Annotated in this window: 3 pseudogenes; 2 read left to right on the plus strand and 1 reads right to left on the minus strand. The window is 56.2% G+C overall.

Annotated features, from left to right (window positions below):
- Positions 1-88: 88 nt before the first annotated feature.
- Positions 89-307 (minus strand): annotated as a pseudogene (locus BUB78_RS21650) (IS5 family transposase); the annotation flags it as partial.
- On the opposite strand from BUB78_RS21650, the pseudogene BUB78_RS20025 reads away from it, so the two are divergent.
- A pseudogene (locus BUB78_RS20025) lies at positions 304-554 on the plus strand (integrase core domain-containing protein); the annotation flags it as partial. The pseudogenes BUB78_RS21650 and BUB78_RS20025 sit on opposite strands and share 4 nt — an antisense overlap.
- A 161-nt stretch (positions 555-715) precedes the next feature.
- Positions 716-949: pseudogene (locus BUB78_RS21355) on the plus strand (transposase); the annotation flags it as partial.
- Positions 950-1,124 lie beyond the last annotated feature (175 nt).

Genomic DNA, 1,124 nt, shown 5'->3' on the forward strand with positions numbered 1-1,124 from the left:
ACCTTGGCTCTTTCGCCGCCAGTTTTGCAATGTTGGGCTGGGTCAGTTTGACCCGCCGAGTCGCAAAGTAGGTCATGTAACGATCAATCCCAAGTGCTGTCATTTTGTTGAGTGCGCTGACGCCGATCCTGACTTCCGTCTTCTGGTTGTCGATGTTTCGCGCTTTCAGTTCTCGCCCGATGACACCCTTCCATCGACCCATAAGTGTCTCACCGCAGCCTCGCTGATTGTATCCGCTGTTGGACCACCAGGCCAGTCGGCCGCGGATTTGTATCGCGGCAACGTGGTGATCCCGAAGCGATGGATCGGGGCACGGAATATCACGGCAAGGTCAAAACCACGCCTATCAGCTTTATCTGGCGGTTGAGGATGTGGATCACACCCGAACCAAAGCCAACGGCCCGCAGACCAAGGGCATATACGAGCGGTTCCACCGGACGATCAAGGATGAGTTCCATGACATCGTCTTTCGCAAGAAATTGTATCGCACGGTCGAGGAATTGCAGGTCGATCTGGATGCGTGGCTGGCAAGATGCAACGAACAGAGGGCACATGGACCCGGGCCGACTTCGAGCGGGACGCAGAGAACAACCAATACATCTGCCCCGAGGGTGAGGCGCTCGAGCAGTTCCGGCGGAACTATTGCGATTCAAATCGTAGGCCGACAGGCAAAGGCGTGGCAAGTATCAGGCCCTGAGGTTGATATGCCAATCCTGCCCGCCAGGTTGCCCGCGACCTCGCGAGAACCAAACAACACGAAGTCTCAATGCGACTTCGAAAGAAGGTCGAGATGCTCTTTGCCCACCTCAAACGCATCCTCGGCCTGGGTCGCCTCCGATTACGAGGTCCATGCGGCGCAAACGACGAATTTCTCCTCGCCGCAACCGCCCAAAACCTCCGCAAACTGGCCAAGATATTTCCTGCACCGCAGCAAATGCAAAAAGCCTGACAGAAAAGGCACTCGCGCCGCATTTGGAACAGCCATTTCTGCGCTCGCAAACGTTAGTCTTTCCACAGAACCGGCTCACGGCTGATGGGGTGGATGGCTCCTGCTCCAATCGGCGTCGCAATGCGCCATACTGCAGATGTCCATATCTGCGTATAGGAGGAGCCACCCAATGCAA

The sequence above is a fragment of the Roseovarius marisflavi genome, assembly GCF_900142625.1.
Lineage (GTDB): Bacteria > Pseudomonadota > Alphaproteobacteria > Rhodobacterales > Rhodobacteraceae > Roseovarius > Roseovarius marisflavi.